General features: G+C 52.1%; 15 protein-coding genes. 9 read left to right on the top strand and 6 right to left on the bottom strand.

All coding sequences use genetic code 11. From position 1 onward, the window contains the following. Window positions 1-28: 28 nt before the first annotated feature. Both HCG48_RS09740 and HCG48_RS09735 read right to left on the bottom strand, forming a co-directional pair. On the bottom strand, window positions 29-1,714 hold the full coding sequence (locus HCG48_RS09740; RefSeq protein ID WP_168568984.1) for an MBL fold metallo-hydrolase: 1,686 nt from the start codon (window positions 1,712-1,714) through the stop codon (window positions 29-31). Between the two features lie 211 nt (window positions 1,715-1,925). Then, window positions 1,926-2,063 (bottom strand): hypothetical protein, encoded by a 138-nt coding sequence (locus HCG48_RS09735; RefSeq protein WP_168568983.1) that lies wholly within the window; start codon window positions 2,061-2,063, stop codon window positions 1,926-1,928. 97 nt (window positions 2,064-2,160) lie between these two features. Here HCG48_RS09735 and HCG48_RS09730 point away from each other — a divergent pair, with 97 nt between their 5' ends. The 9 genes from HCG48_RS09730 (at window position 2,161) to HCG48_RS09695 (ending at window position 8,350) form a co-directional block, all read left to right on the top strand. Beyond that, window positions 2,161-2,538, top strand: coding sequence for a phycobiliprotein lyase (locus HCG48_RS09730; RefSeq protein WP_168568982.1), 378 nt, complete (start codon window positions 2,161-2,163; stop codon window positions 2,536-2,538). Between the two features lie 38 nt (window positions 2,539-2,576). Further along, complete coding sequence (locus HCG48_RS25950) at window positions 2,577-3,140, top strand: RNA-guided endonuclease InsQ/TnpB family protein (protein WP_246260008.1); 564 nt, start codon at window positions 2,577-2,579, stop codon at window positions 3,138-3,140. Further along, a complete protein-coding gene (locus HCG48_RS25945; RefSeq protein WP_246260101.1) occupies window positions 3,040-3,852 on the top strand; it encodes an RNA-guided endonuclease InsQ/TnpB family protein in 813 nt (270 codons plus the stop codon). Before HCG48_RS25950 ends, HCG48_RS25945 begins: the two co-directional genes overlap by 101 nt. 51 nt (window positions 3,853-3,903) lie before the next feature. After that, window positions 3,904-4,065 (top strand): lipocalin/fatty acid-binding family protein, encoded by a 162-nt coding sequence (locus HCG48_RS09720; protein WP_246260006.1) that lies wholly within the window; start codon window positions 3,904-3,906, stop codon window positions 4,063-4,065. Between the two features lie 624 nt (window positions 4,066-4,689). Continuing rightward, the gene (locus HCG48_RS09715; RefSeq protein ID WP_168568981.1) at window positions 4,690-5,208 is read left to right on the top strand and encodes a phycocyanin/phycoerythrocyanin subunit beta; all 519 of its coding nucleotides are present in this window, start codon (window positions 4,690-4,692) and stop codon (window positions 5,206-5,208) included. Window positions 5,209-5,329: 121 nt separating this feature from the next. Continuing rightward, entirely contained in the window at window positions 5,330-5,818 is a 489-nt protein-coding gene (locus tag HCG48_RS09710) for a bilin-binding protein (protein WP_168568980.1), read from the top strand. A 113-nt stretch (window positions 5,819-5,931) separates the two neighbouring features. Beyond that, window positions 5,932-6,768, top strand: a complete 837-nt coding sequence (locus HCG48_RS09705; protein WP_168568979.1) for a phycobilisome rod-core linker polypeptide — start codon at window positions 5,932-5,934, stop codon at window positions 6,766-6,768. A gap of 112 nt (window positions 6,769-6,880) precedes the next feature. After that, on the top strand, window positions 6,881-7,678 hold the full coding sequence (locus HCG48_RS09700) for a HEAT repeat domain-containing protein (RefSeq protein ID WP_168568978.1): 798 nt from the start codon (window positions 6,881-6,883) through the stop codon (window positions 7,676-7,678). Window positions 7,679-7,711: 33 nt separating this feature from the next. Continuing rightward, entirely contained in the window at window positions 7,712-8,350 is a 639-nt protein-coding gene (locus HCG48_RS09695; protein ID WP_168568977.1) for a HEAT repeat domain-containing protein, read from the top strand. 109 nt (window positions 8,351-8,459) lie between these two features. Here the strand turns inward: HCG48_RS09695 and HCG48_RS09690 are convergent, their stop codons facing one another. The 4 genes from HCG48_RS09690 to HCG48_RS09675 all read right to left on the bottom strand — a co-directional run bounded on the left by HCG48_RS09690 (window position 8,460) and on the right by HCG48_RS09675 (window position 14,737). Then, on the bottom strand, window positions 8,460-9,524 hold the full coding sequence (locus HCG48_RS09690) for a hypothetical protein (RefSeq protein WP_168568976.1): 1,065 nt from the start codon (window positions 9,522-9,524) through the stop codon (window positions 8,460-8,462). 43 nt (window positions 9,525-9,567) lie between these two features. After that, window positions 9,568-11,472: an S-layer homology domain-containing protein gene (locus tag HCG48_RS09685; RefSeq protein ID WP_168568975.1), complete on the bottom strand. Its 1,905-nt coding sequence runs from the start codon at window positions 11,470-11,472 to the stop codon at window positions 9,568-9,570. Window positions 11,473-11,809: 337 nt separating this feature from the next. Further along, window positions 11,810-12,982 (bottom strand): tetratricopeptide repeat-containing S1 family peptidase, encoded by a 1,173-nt coding sequence (locus HCG48_RS09680; RefSeq protein WP_168568974.1) that lies wholly within the window; start codon window positions 12,980-12,982, stop codon window positions 11,810-11,812. A gap of 273 nt (window positions 12,983-13,255) precedes the next feature. After that, on the bottom strand, window positions 13,256-14,737 hold the full coding sequence (locus tag HCG48_RS09675; RefSeq protein ID WP_168568973.1) for a DUF1565 domain-containing protein: 1,482 nt from the start codon (window positions 14,735-14,737) through the stop codon (window positions 13,256-13,258). Window positions 14,738-14,817: the final 80 nt, after the last annotated feature.

Genomic DNA, 14,817 nt, shown 5'->3' with positions numbered 1-14,817 from the left:
TGAGATCGGCGCGCCCGGCGTCGCCTCCCTATTCCGGCGTCGGTTCTCCGTCCTCCCACATCTCTCCCTCCCGGGGTAACGCTTCAAACGCCGGACAGTAGCCGTCCGGGGTGACCTTGAACCCGTACAGAGGAGACCTTCGATTCCAGCAACGACGACCGCGATAGTAACGACAGGTCCCACAACAGTCGATCTCCGGATCGAACCGCGCCGCGCTACTTTGTGAGAGGACTTCCCGTTGGGACAACCCGCGAATGACTAACTCTTCCCCTTGCCAGCGCGCCTCGATCAAGCCCGTATCGGCAAAATTTTGCCAGCGCGAATCGCGGGCGATCGCCTCCGGGAAGGTCATGGCTATTTCGCCGGGATGTTCGGTCAGCTCCCCCTCGTAAACCTCCGGTTCTTCGCTCGGCTGCACCAAAATTTCCCCGATCGGCAATTCCACGACGGTTCCGGCGTGGGGGGTATGCAAGTGGTAGCGGTTGCGTAATTCGTCTAAATTACTCAGGTCGGCGAGATAATTCGGCGCGCCGCGAACCAACAGCACGTGTTGGGGATGGAGATTGTGAATCAGTTGGGTGGTTCCGTTAACGTCGCAGCGATCGGTGAGTAAATAGGTTTCGACTTCGACGGGGACGGGAAGGCGATCGAGGACGGTCCGCTCCAGTTCCGGGCGCGGTTGACCGGGATGTTCGGGCAGCAACACCAGCCACGGTCCGGTGTCGGGGGCACAATATTGCTGCCAGTCGATCGCGCGATCGCACAAGACGATCGATGGGGATTTTCCCAGTTCGCCGCGCTCTTCGGGAACGACCCGGCGCACGCGCGGACGCACGCGATCGTCCCAAAATAAGGCTTGATGGCGGGCGAAATTCTGCACGGAACTCGGCAATTGCGGCAAGAGGGCTAAATAGGCATCGCACCCGTCGGCGACGCTGCCATCGACCCAAATATCTAGATCGCGCCCGGTAAAGTGATGGTGCGATCGCAGTAACATCAATAATTCCTGTCCCAATCCTAATGGGGGAGTGGGCATCAAAACCCGTTTCTGCTCGGCGATCGCCCGATTAATCCGTTCGGCGAGTTCGTTTTCGAGAGCCCGTCGGTGGGGAAAGCGCGCGGTTCCATAACTGGCTTCGACGATCGCCACGTCCGGATCCAAACCGCGCAACTGTTCTAAGGGTAAGCCTTCTACTAAACGAGAATTGGATAAGAAAAAATCTCCCGTGTGCAAGACTTTATACGCGCGCCCGCTATCGGGATCGAGGTAGGTCAACAAGATCGCCGCCGCACCGGGCAAATGTCCGGCCCGAAACAGTTGTACGGTCAGTCCGTCGCGAAATTCTACCGGGGTTTGCCAGGGTAATGCCTGACAAAAGCGGGTCTGTTCCCGTTCGACTTCGGGCCAGTTGAGATGGACTAATTCCGTGGTAACTTCGCTGGCGTAAATGGGCAATTTGGGAAAGGCCCGATGCAGGTAGAGCAAGCCTCGGGCGCGATCGGCGTGGGCGTTGGCAACTAAGACGAAATCGACGGGTTGCCTTCGCCTCGTCTCCCCTACGGATGCGGTTCGATCCGGCGGGAATAATTCTCTCAAGGCTGAGGGGTCGGGTAAGCCGCAGTCTAGCAGGATGCGATACGGTCCCATTTGCATCCCCACACAGACTCCCTCATCCGCATGACCGACGCTGTAGGCTAAACACTCAAGCTGCATTACTCTAATACGGGCTGGATTTTTAGGGTTGTGTGACTCGAAAACCTCAAGAACGCCCGATGGGGATGTTACTGCTTCGCACTTGCCGTTCCCCAGGCGCAGTGATTTCGTGAACGATCGCCTGTCGCGTTTTAGACTGGCTCGAACGGACTCGCGCGCGACGACGGGAAAAACGCGAGTCAGGGCGCGTCAAAGCGATCTAGATTTGATGCTACCAAGTTCGGCGAACCTTCTGACCCGCCGGGTTCTCAATTTCACTAAAAATTTCTCCGATCTTTGGGGTCGCTGCCGTCGAAATGTCGCGCGAATCGGGGCGATCGCCGGGGTTGGCTTCACGAAAAGAATTCATCGGGTCTCGTCGGGGTTCCTCTCCCGAGACGGGCGAACGGCGAGTTCAACTTTAAACTTCAACTAGACCGGAAAATTTAGTTTAGGAGTCGCGCCTCATGAGTGTTTTGGAATTTCAACGCTTTTTCGAGTGTTGTGTGGGGAGTTGGAGTAGCGAACGCACCTATCATTTTTTACAGCGATCGCAGGTGGAGCGATCGCATACGCAATTCCGGGTCGAACCGATTTCGTCCGTTCAGAAAAATAAGGTGTTGCAAGATAACCAACGACCTCCTCACCCTCAAGTTGACCGCTTGCAGGGGTACCATCTCCAGTTCGATACGGTTTCGGAAACTGGGGAGCAGGTTTCGCAGCAGCTTAATTTATTGTTCGTTCCGACCAAGGAAGAGCGCGGGGCGATCGAGGGGGATTATTTGCGCGATCGCGCCTACGAGGAGGCTAAACCGATGGTCGCCCACTTTCGCTTTAACTTTTGAGGGGTTCGGGGAGCTATAGCCTTTGGTAAACTCCGGCTATGCTGACCATGAACTACACCTACCGAATCGATCCAGACGCCACCCAGGAGGCTGAACTGTTGGAGTGGATGGAGACGTGCAGAGGCGTATATAACTACGCGTTGCGCGAACTCAAGGATTGGATTGCTTCGCGTAAGTGTTCGATAGACCGATGCTCGTTGGAGAAGGAATACATCATTCCCGCCGATGAGCCATTCCCGTCTTACCATCGTCAGCAAAACAACCTGCCCAAAGCGAAGAAGCAATTCCCGCATCTGGGTAAGGTGCATTCTCAGGTATTGCAGACCACGATTCGCAGACTGCACGATACCTGGGAAGCCTTTGTGAAACGGGGACATGGATTCCCGCGTTTCAAAAAGTTCGGTCAATTCAAATCCTTTCTATTTCCCCAATTCAAGAACAATCCCATCAATGGCTTCACAATCAAGTTGCCAAAGATTGGGGAAGTACCCATCAACCTGCATCCCCCCTTCGCCCCCCTTTCAAAGGGGGGTTGGGGGGATACAGGTAAGGGTACTGTCCAGGGTACGGGGTACACAATGGTATGTTGTCGTCACGATTGAATCGGATATATCGGTTCCCGATGTCCCGGTTCACGGTCGGGCGATCGGGATTGACCTGGGATTGGAGCGATTCTTGACTGCTTCCGATGGCTCTTTCCAAGAGCGACCCCAGTTTTTCAAGTCGATGCAACGCAAGCTGAAATTGCTGCAACGCAGAGCAGCACGAAAACAAAAGGGTTCTCAAAACTGGGAAAAGGCACAAATCAAAGTGGCTAGAATGCATCATCGCATTGCCAATCGTCGTAAAGATTTCCATCTGAAGACGGCTCATCAGCTTTGCGACCGGGCGCAAACTATCTTTGCAGAAGATCTCAACGTCAAAGGCTTGACGCGAGGGATGTTGCGAAAAGATTGTGTTGATGCTGCTTTCGGACAGTTCTTGTCTCTGACGGAATGGGTGTGCTCGAAGCGAGGAATCTACTTTGCTAAAGTCAATCCCAACGGCACCAGTCAAACCTGCCCCAACTGCCTTGCTACGGTGAGCAAAGGGTTGGAAGTCAGAGAGCATCATTGTCCTGAGTGTGGGTATCGGACTCATCGGGATTGTGCCGCAGCAGAGATGGTTTTGGATCGTGGACTAGAGAATTTAGTATCCCAGGGACTCTGGGGAACGGAAACCGCCTGTCAAGTCGGTCTGTCGGGGGTCTATGACCTAGATAAGTGGCGTGGGGCCCGAACACCCAATCGTGAGGCTGGGAAGCCCGCGCTGTAATCTTTGATTCAGCGTCGGGAGGATGTCACTGCTTTTACCCGCGAATTGCTGATGACTACTCACTACACCCGCATCGTTTCGGTGGATTCGATTACCTTGGTCAATCCGAGTTTGCGTCTGCGTCAGATCGTCAACTACCAACGCCCCCCAGAGGGTCAGCCTCTCGAACAGGTTCTGCTCGTCGGTTTTGGTGTGGAACAAAAAACGGACTGACGGGTTAACCCGTATTTACTTTGTCCCAGGATGCACAAATTCCCCCCCTGGGGCATTTTTTGTAACAAATGTTCATTATTTTCATAAAGTTTACTTAAATTTACATTCAGATATACCCCGTTACATTTTTGGGGTCGTTTCACCGGGAAAATCCCCCTGAAAGTCCCACTTTTGTTACAAAAACTACGAAAGTTAAATTAAAGTTAAAACGTTAAGGGATGAGTTTTTTTATTAATTTTAATTACAAAAATGGACGCGAGGCGATCGGTTTCGAGCAAAAAACCTTAGAATTGACCCTATTTGCCTGCGATCCCCGCCCATAATCGCAATATTTCTTAACAAAAAAAATCGTAAATCTCAGGTTATAAAGGCTGAAGATTCACATGAAGCCACCGACAGCCCGGGAACGCAAGTATTGAGTCGTGTTAACGCGCCTCTCATAAACTTGACGTTATCGTTCTCATCAATCTGGCTCATCAATCTGGCAGCGAGCGATCGCGTCAGACGAGAAAGCGGGGCGATCGCCCCGGGAGAATCGACGAATCGCCGGGTTGTTCGGATATCGCTGGGCCCATTTGTAGGGTCGAGCTTCAAAAAAACCTGTAGTTAGGAGTATTAACAAACATGCTTGACGCTTTTTCTAAAGTCGTAAACCAAGCGGACAAACGTTGGGCTTACCTGAGCGAAGATGAAATCAACGGCTTGCAAGCGATGGTTGCCGACAGCAACAAGCGCTTAGATGTCGTCAACCGCCTCACCTGCAACGCTTCTTCGATCGTCTCTAACGCCTACCGCGCCTTAGTCGCCGAACAACCCCAAGTCTTCGGCGCGGGCGGACAGTGCGACCACCATCGCAACCACGCCGCTTGCATTCGCGACATGGGTTTCATCCTGCGTTACGTGACCTACGCGATGCTCGCCGGAGATGCTAGCGTCCTCGACGATCGCTGTCTCAACGGTCTGCGCGAAACCTACCAAGCGTTAGGCACTCCCGGCGGTACGGTCGCCTCCGGTATCCAAAAAATGAAAGACGCGGCGATCGGAATCGCCAACGATCCCAACGGCATCAGCAAAGGGGATTGCAGCTCCTTAATTTCCGAATTAGCCGGATACTTCGATCGCGCTGCTAGCGCCGTCGAATAAAAGTCGGTTCGGGAGTCCGCCGGAGATCGCCTCGCGTGCATCTTTTCCGCCATCCCGACACCCACTTTCCTCAAACTCACAACGTCGCTAACCCATTAGGAAATAGGAAATCAGAATCGCTATGAAAACCCCTTTGACTGAAGCCATCTCTGCTGCCGACTTGCGCGGTTCCTACCTGAGCAACACCGAAATGCAAGGGATCTTTGGCCGTTTCGATCGCGCCAAAGCCGGACTCGAAGCCGCTCGCGCCTTTGCCAAAAACGGACAAAGCTGGTCGGAAGCCGCCGCCGAGCACGTGTACAAAAAATTCCCTTACACCACCCAAATGGAAGGCCCCCAATACGCCTCCACCCCCGAAGGGAAATCCAAGTGCGTGCGCGACATCAACAACTACCTGCGCGTCGTCAGCTACTGCTGCGTCGTCGGCGGAACCGGACCGTTAGATGAATACGTCCTGGCTGGCGTCAAAGAATTCAACGCCGCTCTCGGCTTGTCTCCGAGCTGGTACGTCGCCGCTCTCGAATTCGTCCGCGACAACCACGGTCTCAGTGGTGACGTCGCCGGGGAAGTCAACATCTACCTCAACTACGCGATTAACGCTCTGAGCTAAATCGGCATACCGATTCGGGTTGGCGGTCGATCGTTGCCGGGTCATCCCCCCGAACGGTTGACCGCCGACCGTATTTGTTCAGACCGCCATCGTTTAAAGGAGCTTTCGCATCAATGAGTACGTTAGTTGAATCCCGGCTCGGACTCGATTCGATCGTGGGTAGCCGGGTCGAACTGCGACCCAACTACACGGAAGACGAGTTGCAATTAGTCTTTCGCACCGCTTACCAGCAAGTGTTCGGGCGCCAGGGAGTTTATGCTTCCTCGGAATTTACCAGCCTCGAATCCCTGCTGCGTAACGGTAAAATTAACGTCCGTCAATTCATCCGGGCGTTGGCCAAATCGGACTTTTATAAAGAGTGCTTTTTCCACAGTAACTATCACGTTCGCTTTATCGAGCTGAACTACAAACATTTACTGGGACGTTCTCCTTACGATCAGTCCGAGATCCAACATCACCTCGATCTGTACGACGCCAAAGGCTACGACGCCGATATCGATGCTTATATCGATTCGCCGGAGTACGACCAAGCCTTCGGCGATAACGTGGTTCCTTACTATCGGGACATTCAGTCCCATCCGGGAATGAAAATCGTCGGTTATCCGCGCTTGTTCGAGCTGTATCGGGGTGCGGGGAACAGCGATAACGCCCAAGTCGGCGGCAAAAGTTCGCGGGTACAGAAGAAAGTAGCGCTCAACTTGAGCAATTCGATCCGTATGCCGTCTTCCGCCCAAAGCGATCGGGTGGATTACGCGCCGAGTCGGACGTTCCGGGGAACCGTGCTGCAAGAAGGTGGGGTTTACCGGATTGAGGTACTGGTTGGCGCTGGCACTGGGCCGCGCGTGCGCCGCAGCAAGCGGGCGTATACCGTACCTTACGATCGCTTCTCCAGTACCTACCAAGAGATCCACCGTCGCGGTGGCAAAATCATCAATATCGAACCGGTATAAGGTGGGGTAACGCCCCGAGATCGGCGAGTGGGTTGCCAGTTGTCGGCCAACAACTGGCAACCTTTTCGAGCTAGTTTTGAGAACTTATTTTGAATTGAATTGAATTGAGCTGATGAGTGCTACGTCTTCCCCTCCCCAACCGATCGCCTCTCCAGAAGCGGCGATCGCCGCCTTAAAGTGCGATGACAATCAAATTCGCTACTATGCTGCTTGGTGGTTGGGCAAACATCAAGTAAAATCCGCCTATCCGGCTTTATGTGAGGCGCTCGAAGATGAAGACTATCGCACGGCTCAAGGGGGTTATCCCTTGCGAAGACAAGCCGCGCGGGCCTTGGGACAGTTGAAAGCCTCGGAAGCGGTGGAAGCCCTGGTCGAGGCGTTGGCGTGCGAGGGCGACCCGCAACTGAAAGAAGCGGCGATTCAAGCGTTGGGGGCGATCGCCGACCCGCGCGCGGTGACGCCGTTGGTGGCGCTGCTCGATCGCGGCGGGGAGCAACCTTACGAAGCGCTGATCGAAGCCTTGGCGAGCCTGCAAGTGTGGTCTGTGAGTGAGAGAATTGAAACTTTTTTGAGCCATCCATCGGAACGGGTTCAATGTGCGACAGCCCGCTATTTATTTTTAAAAACGAAAGATTCTCACTATTTACAACGTATTATTGCCAATCTCGACCACGAAAATCCATACTTGCGCTGGGCGGCAGCGTTCGATCTCGGGGCGATCGCCCACGTGGAAGCGGCGCAGGCGATCGTCGAGGCGAAGGTCGCGAATAGTTTGAAGTTATTGAATTTGAAGCGGATTCTCGAAGCGGCGCTCAAACATTCGCCGGAAGATCCCGAAGCCATGGCCAGCCATCGGCAAAAATGCCGGGTGTTGATGAAGGCGATCGATAATTTATTGATTCAAGTATAAAACCTAAAACCTCCAGCAGATATAAGTATAAAAATGACTGTAGCGGATTCGAGCTTGAAAGATCGGTTGACGCGACTCGATCGCGCCATCACCCCGCCAGAACGGATAGCGGCGATCGCGGAGTTGGTCGAGGGGGTGAAGAACGACCCCGGAACGGCAGTGGACGAGGCGATCGCGGCGTTAATCGCACAATTGGAACAACATCATCCGGGGGTCGCTAAAGCTGCCGTCGATGGGTTAGTCGAGATCGGCGCCGAGAGTGTGGAAGGGGCGATCGCCGCCTATCACCGTTGCACCGATCAAATGGTGCAAGCCTATCTGATTCAAGGGTTAGCCCGGATTGGCGATCCGAGGGCGATCGATCTGCTCGTCGAAGTCGTCGGCGTCGAAATGGCCAACCACTGCCAGGGAAACGTCCGCCGGGTGGCGGCGAGAGGTCTCGGACAAGTTGGGTGTAACAGCGACGATCCGGCGATCGTGGGAGCGGCGATCGATAAATTAACCTGGGCGTTAATGTATACGGAAGATTGGGCCTTGCGTTACGCCGCTTGCGTGTCTCTCAGTGAAATTGGCACCGATAAAGCGGTTGGGGCATTGCACGAGGCGATCGCGCGGGAACGAGATCCGGTGGTGGTGGCGCGCCTTCGCGAGGCGATCTCCCCTGCGGGATAAGTCCCACATGAAAGCGCGGCCAAAATAGCCGCACGATCCTTAGATTTGGTAGGGGCGCTGGCCAGCGCCCCTACCTCTTGTATCATTTTTGTACAACCTTGAAACAGCTTTAGCGATTGGATGCCGTCGCATTGACTGCCGTAGATAACTCTATTAAAGCAGCATGAATCGCCAAAAACTCCGCAGGCGGATCGTTGAGAAACTCCACGTTACTTTGATTGACCATCGAGTTAAACGCTTCCACCGCCGCAACCAATTGAGTCGGGCTAATATTCTTTTGAGCCAACAAACCGCGCAACTTCCTGGCTAAATCCCGCGCTACACCACTCGGGGGACCGCCTGCAGTTCCGGTTAACGCTTCCGTAATCGCTTGGATGCTGGCCTCGACTTGGGCGCTATTGGTAGAAGACAGTAACGTTTGAATCGTCTGTTGGGTGCTGGCGGGGATACTTTCACCCCCGGAACCGGAAAAACTCCCCGAACTCAATTCAGAAGTGACACTCACCCCAGCACTATCCACTGCCGTTTGTGAAGTCGAACCGCCTTGAAAGACCGTTTCGACGCCGCCGCCACCCGTGACAGCTTGGGTTCCTACGCTATCTCCCGTGGAAGGAATCGGACCGCCAGACACATCATCGCCACCATCGGAAGAAGAAGAGGAGGAAGACGAAGAGGACGATTCAACGCCGGAGGTTTCGGCGCCCGTTGTGGTCTGAGTCGCTTCGGTTCCAGTATCGACGGGAGTCGTGTCAGTTCCCGTATCGATGGGGGTCGTATCCGTTCCCGGATCTACCGTGGTATCGACGGGAGTCGTGTCAGTCCCGGTATCGATAGGGGCCGTATCCGTTCCCGGATCTACCGTGGTATCGGTAACGACTGGATCGCCAGTCGTTACGGTTGGATCCGTTGTGGTGGGATCTGTAACCGTTGGTTCGACAGGTGCACTGACCTGTGGGGTCGTTTCTGTCGTGGGGGTAATTTCCGGTTCGACGACCGGAGTTTCCGCTTCCAGAGGTTGGATCTCTGGAGGAGCTTCGATGGTTGGGGGTTGAACCGTGGGAATGTCCGAACCATTGGTTTGGGCGATCGCCCCAGATGGGGACAACAAGAGGGCGACAGCGCTCAAACTGCCTCCCAAGGTCGAAATTAAGAGCAGGTCTTGGATAGATTTCATCGTGATTCTCTCGTACTGTCAGGGTCTCTTGTTCTGCTTTGTGTTAAAACGGCAGTTGATATCCGTAGCCGACACCGAGAATAAAGCGGGCGCCATCTCCAGCATTGCCTGTAATATCGGTCACGGCGGGGGTAATGACTAAAGGAATGCTGCGGAAGGGAACGAAAGACGCGCCTAATGTGAGGTCTTGTCCGGTCCAGTCGGCAATCAGAGACATCGGTCGCAGGACGCGAACGCCGACACTACCGAAGACATTGACCGATCCTTCGTCGTTGCGAAAGTCGTCTTCGGAACGGAAACGACCGCCGCCGACACCGACGGACATGGTGATCGAACTGAAGGGTTCGGCGGGACTTTCTTTGAGGCGAAACAGTTTGCTGACAACGCCGTAGCCACTGGTTCCCGCATCGGTGGATCCCCAGACGATCGCATTTTCGACGCCACCTGCGATCGCAAAACCATTAGGTAACAGGCGGTGAACTTTGAAACTGACACTGCCGCGTTCCCCCGCATCGTCGCCAAGCAAACTGAGAACGGAAACAGTGACTTCGACGCCGATGTTTTCGCGGGAGTTACCCAAGCCAAACCCGGCAGAAACGGTTCCGTCCACTTCGTCGGTGTAGCGAGTTCGGCCTTGAAAGCCTGTAGCGACAAACGCGCGACCGAAATTCGTGCCGAAGGCTGTGGGACTGCCGGAACTCGATCCCGGTGCGGCGCCGCCAATTCCGGTGGGAATCAGTTGCACTTGGGGTTCGGGGTCGATTAAAAACCTTTGCCGTAAGGCGGCGAGATCTTGCGTTTGTGTGGGTCGTTCTGGGGATGGATCCGTATCGGCGATCGCCCCTTCATAGCGCACCACATAGCGCGAGGCGGTTTCTGCTTCACTCAGGGCAGGCATCAGCCCGGTTTGCACTAAAGCTTGATAGAGAAAAGCCGCGACCTCAGCCCGGGTCGCTGCTTCGTTGGGATTGAGGGTGTTGCTGTCGGGATAGTTGACCACTAAACCCGTTTCCGTCGCGGCGGCAATTTGACTCCGCGCAAAATTAGGAATTTCTGCAGCATCGTCAAAGGTATTGCTCAAAATAGTTTCGATCGGATCTTCTGGATCGAGATCTAACCCGGTCGCTAGGGATACTAATGCCTCGACGCGCGGGATATTTTGATTGGGTCTGAACAGTTGATTGGGATAGCCTTCCATAAACCCGATTTCATAAGCATCCCGTACTGCGTTATACCCCCAATAGTCCGTGGGAACGTCGTTGAAGGCGATCGCATCGCGGACTTTAGCGACGGGGAAGGCTTTGCGCAGAGTCGCCGCATATTCGGCACGGATAATTGGAAGATCGGGGCGGAAGGTGCCGTCTGGAAAGCCGACGACGATTTCTCTCGCGGCGAGAGCTTCGATAAACGTCTGGGCCCAGTGGTTTTGAATGTCGGGGAAGGTGACGCGCTGGGCGAGAATTGAGCCGTCGGCGGTAGGACTGATGGGGCTCACCCGATCGCCTGTTTCTACGATCTGTTGTAAGTCAAAGCGGTCGAGATCGCCCGAATCCCCATTATTGAGAGCGGTGAGGGATCGACTCGGCGTTCCCAACTGCTCAACCGACGGGGCGATCGCACGTTCTCCCGGCGCCGGGGTTTCTGTGAGGGATTCTGGAGGCGGCGCCACTGTCAGGGGGCGAATTCGATCCCATTGAGTGGTTTCCCCCGCTTCACTTTCGCTTTGTAAGTTTTCGAGCATCCCGCGATCTTGGGTCGATAAAGCGATCGCATCTTCCCGAACAGTTGAATGTTCTAAGGATTGTTCGGGGGAAAGGTTATCGAAGGCGATCGCGCGATCGCACAATAGCGGACCCAGCAGGGAAATTACACTTAAAATCCAATAGCGATAACGCCACAAACCGAAGCGTTCGCCTTCAATACGATCGCGGTTTTTCCACATTTTCATACCACTCCTCACCGTAAGCAATTTAAGAGATTGCGATCGCCCGTGCGACCCCCAATTTTAAAACCGTTAAATCTAGTTATCTCGAACCCCAGGCCAACAATTAATCCACCTTTCAATCCCCCCTATTCAGCTTTTATGTTTTTATAAAAAATAAATATTACTTGGGTCGCGATCGCCGCTTTGTTGATTTTATTTACAACAAAAATAAAACTTTTCTGTTTAAGCTGTTAGACATTAAAATTACAGTCTTAATTTTAATAAAAATACCATGAATTTGTGCTTTCATACTGACCGCCTTTCTACAACGATGTATTTGGAAATCAAAAAAACAAACAACTTAGTTAGAATTAGCTCTACTCTCTAGAAAATCTACCAATTTTTGACGTAAAGCAACAATATTTTGTTTATTTTCTGCATAATCTGGAATCATCTCCAAGGCGCGATCGTAAGCTTGCAAAGCTTCGTCATATTTTCGCCAATACGTATAAGTCAGAGCTTTTCCATACCAAGCCTGGTAAAAATTGGGGTTCATTTCTAACGCGCGATCGTAACCCCTTAAAGCTTCAGTAATCATCCCCCTACGCCACATACGATTTGCGTAATTTGCCCAGTCAATTGATGTAGAACTACCCGATTCTAAAGACGTCAATTCTTCAAACTGTTGGACGAAAGAAATACCGACCTCAACATTCGCTTTTTGAACATCTGGTGGCGTCTTACTTTCTTGCCAATTTACCTCAATGCCCGCTTGAGGAGCTAACTCAAAGAACATTTTGATAGGAATTGAAGCACTAAATCCAATCGGGAGGAAAAGGGTTTTTTCTTCACCGGACTCTTGAATTTCTTCCTTCTCATTCATTCCATGAACGGCAATTACTTGACCCTTGGAGTCAAACACTGGACCGCCACTGACTCCCCCATAAGTTAAACTCGTATAAACCAAGTCATACCCCAACTCGATAGGGAAAATTTTAAGTAAATTCATAATATCTTTAGGAAGCACTTTTCCCACACTGAAAAAGTATTCTCGTTTAGGGAAATAGCGGTTGGGGGCGGGCCATCCGGACGCAAAAACATATTGTTCGTCGATTAATGGATAATTCCCTAATGTAGCCAGCTTATAATTACGATTACTCGTGAATTCGAGTACCGCTAAATCGACATCTGGCAATTTTTTAATGGTTCGATTATCGACTTCATAACTTTTCCCATCGTGAGTAACAATTTTTAAGTCATTAGAATTTTCACAAACGGGATTTTGGTCGCCACAGACCACGTGATTGGCAGTTAAAACCGTGTATGTATTGCCTTCTCTCGCAATAATCGATCCCGAACCATTCGCTTTTTCTCGTTCACCCAAATAGTTCACCCATTCGGCGGGAATCAAGACCGTGACTTCTTCGGCGATCTCCTGTACTTCTTCGGGAGTTAAAGCAGCAATCGGCTTGGGGGCGGCGATCGCAAAAAGAGTTCCTATCACGAAAACATTGAGGATCGATGCTAATTTCATGGCTAAGAATATCCTCTCTTCTAAGAAAAAGAGCGAAATCGATCTCAAATTATAATTATTAATTTGAATTCAACTTCGCCCTAATGTTACAGGTGAGGTGTCAGGGACATAAACAACATAACAATAACAGGTGAAACACCCTGAAATAAAAATAAAGCTTGGCTCGAATAAAAAACTGGGAAAAGCTAAGTTAATTCATGTTCGATCGCGAGTTTTACGACACGATTAAATCCCTAAGTTAGCGATCTAAACAACTTAACTTTCCCCTACGGCTTAATTATCGACAAACCACAAACTTTCTTCGGGTTGGAGTCGTTGTGCAAACTCGGACAAAGGGGCGCGAACTTGTGGGACTCGACGCCCGGAAGATTCGCCAACTGCTCGTCCTGAGCCAGTTACACTAAAAGTAACTAAGCGTCGCACGACTTCTTCGGGATTTCTTGCATTTTCCCGACTGAGGGTAAATAGCATGTTATTCGAGCTACAACTCGACGACATATTATCGACTAAACAGACAACTAATTGTCGCTGCACGGGGCCGACAGTAAAGACTAAATTATCGAGAGTCCCGCCATTGCGATCGACCACTTCATTAATTCGTTGGGTGACAATTTGGCAGCGCCGTTCTGGGGTTAATTCAGGGCCTAAATCCGTGCGTGTCCAGGTAATCATCGGTTGCGGAATGGTGGCATTTCCCCGTTGAGCAACTGTGGCATATCCAGCCCCACTTTCTACGCAACTAAACATTGGTTTAGAGTTGTTGCTACTAGACATAGCGCTAGAATTGGTCGGCTGTGAATTACTTGGATTGCTAGCCTGTACGGTTTGAGGAGCATTCGCCAACATGCTATCGCCTTGTCCGTTAGCGCGCATGGTATTTTGACCGAGACTGGGTTGGGCATTGGCGATCGCAATGAGACCATATTGTTGGTTATTTTCGATCGTATTCCCCGAGATGCTCGGACGAGAATCTTGGGTGGCAATAATTCCCGCACGATTGCTGCGAATTTGGTTATTACTAATAACTGGTGCGGAACTCCCACCAACCGCAATCCCAAACCCGGTATTTTCAAACAAATTTCCTTGAATTTGTCCGGTAGCTTGACGGGCAACGGATATGCCATTCCCGCCATTATTAATAAAGCGATTGTTCTCGATGCGTGGCGCGCCCGTTCCGGTCACAAAAACACCTTCGCGGTGGTTATTGGTAAAGGTATTGTTGCGAATCACGGGTTGGGTACTTTCCACCCAAATCCCCGTCCCTCGTGTATTCGGGTTGCTAATCGTAATCCCGACAATTTCACTGTTATTTGCCGCAACAATAGTCACGTTCTGACGGGCGAAGGTTTGGCTGTTGTAGTTACCGCCGCCGACAATGGTAACCCCTTGTCCTTGTTGGCTTTCGTTCCCTCGCAGGCTCACTCCAGGCTTGAGAGTGAGCGGAAAGCTTTCGTTGGTATACTGCCCGGGCGCCAGTTCGATAACCGTTCCGGGGGTCGCTTGTTGCAGGGCTGCGGTAATGGTCGTGAACGGTGTGACTTGGGTTTTGACCCCATTGGCGATCGCTTTAGCGGGGTTGGGGTTCACATAGAGAACTCGTTGTTCCCCCGGCGCCCCCTGTTGAGAGAATGCCTCAGATTCAGAACCCGAGGGACTCTGAGCCTGTACGGACTTCAACGTGAGGGGGATGCTATTGGCAGCCAAAGCGATCGCCACGACCGTCACCAAAGAAGTAGGTAAGAATCGGAGCTTCATTGTTTATTAGATTTAAGGAAAAAATAAAGATTTACGCAGTCGGTTGAAATGTTCTATTGGAGTAGATCATTCTTCTTTTT

The organism is Oxynema aestuarii AP17, from assembly GCF_012295525.1.
Lineage (GTDB): Bacteria > Cyanobacteriota > Cyanobacteriia > Cyanobacteriales > Laspinemataceae > Oxynema > Oxynema aestuarii.
Note: the sequence above shows the minus strand (reverse complement) of the source record. Positions and strands in the feature narration are given on the sequence as shown.

Excerpts from the sequence above, each read along its gene's own strand:
- HCG48_RS09740 (WP_168568984.1), bottom strand. The coding sequence starts at position 1,714 with ATGCAGCTTGAGTGTTTAGCCTACAGCGTCGGTCATGCGGATGAGGGA.
- HCG48_RS09735 (WP_168568983.1), bottom strand. The coding sequence starts at position 2,063 with ATGAATTCTTTTCGTGAAGCCAACCCCGGCGATCGCCCCGATTCGCGC.
- HCG48_RS09730 (WP_168568982.1), top strand. The coding sequence starts at position 2,161 with ATGAGTGTTTTGGAATTTCAACGCTTTTTCGAGTGTTGTGTGGGGAGT.
- HCG48_RS25950 (WP_246260008.1), top strand. The coding sequence starts at position 2,577 with ATGCTGACCATGAACTACACCTACCGAATCGATCCAGACGCCACCCAG.
- HCG48_RS09720 (WP_246260006.1), top strand. The coding sequence starts at position 3,904 with ATGACTACTCACTACACCCGCATCGTTTCGGTGGATTCGATTACCTTG.
- HCG48_RS09715 (WP_168568981.1), top strand. The coding sequence starts at position 4,690 with ATGCTTGACGCTTTTTCTAAAGTCGTAAACCAAGCGGACAAACGTTGG.
- HCG48_RS09710 (WP_168568980.1), top strand. The coding sequence starts at position 5,330 with ATGAAAACCCCTTTGACTGAAGCCATCTCTGCTGCCGACTTGCGCGGT.
- HCG48_RS09705 (WP_168568979.1), top strand. The coding sequence starts at position 5,932 with ATGAGTACGTTAGTTGAATCCCGGCTCGGACTCGATTCGATCGTGGGT.
- HCG48_RS09700 (WP_168568978.1), top strand. The coding sequence starts at position 6,881 with ATGAGTGCTACGTCTTCCCCTCCCCAACCGATCGCCTCTCCAGAAGCG.
- HCG48_RS09695 (WP_168568977.1), top strand. The coding sequence starts at position 7,712 with ATGACTGTAGCGGATTCGAGCTTGAAAGATCGGTTGACGCGACTCGAT.
- HCG48_RS09690 (WP_168568976.1), bottom strand. The coding sequence starts at position 9,524 with ATGAAATCTATCCAAGACCTGCTCTTAATTTCGACCTTGGGAGGCAGT.
- HCG48_RS09685 (WP_168568975.1), bottom strand. The coding sequence starts at position 11,472 with ATGAAAATGTGGAAAAACCGCGATCGTATTGAAGGCGAACGCTTCGGT.
- HCG48_RS09680 (WP_168568974.1), bottom strand. The coding sequence starts at position 12,982 with ATGAAATTAGCATCGATCCTCAATGTTTTCGTGATAGGAACTCTTTTT.
- HCG48_RS09675 (WP_168568973.1), bottom strand. The coding sequence starts at position 14,737 with ATGAAGCTCCGATTCTTACCTACTTCTTTGGTGACGGTCGTGGCGATC.